Genomic DNA, 271 nt, shown 5'->3' with positions numbered 1-271 from the left:
TTCGATGTCCACCAGCCCGGTGTTGTCCTTCACGTACTTGCGCGTCACCTTGCCCGTACACCAGGTAGTGTCACCCACGATGTTGAAGCGGCGCATCTCGGTGCGAACCCGCTTCAGAAAGCCTGCGTCACCCATCCAGTTGGTCACCAGCGAACACATCCAAGCCGACCGCTGCGGGCCGTAGTCGTAGGTACCGGGAACGCCGACTTCCTTGGCCACCGACTCCCGGTGGTGACCGATGCCCGTGTATTCCACGCCGCCGCCGGCTTCG

At 63.1% G+C, this 271-nt stretch carries 1 protein-coding gene; it reads right to left on the bottom strand.

Annotated features, from left to right (window positions below):
• The coding region (locus tag ACGLWX_RS18360) for a hypothetical protein (RefSeq protein ID WP_396241912.1) at window positions 1-255 on the bottom strand (255 nt) is incomplete at its 3' end.
• Window positions 256-271: the final 16 nt, after the last annotated feature.

This window comes from Halomonas sp. HMF6819 (genome assembly GCF_044335525.1).
GTDB lineage: Bacteria > Pseudomonadota > Gammaproteobacteria > Pseudomonadales > Halomonadaceae > Vreelandella.
The sequence above is the reverse complement of the archived record's forward strand: the minus strand, read 5'-3'. Positions and strand labels throughout refer to the sequence as shown.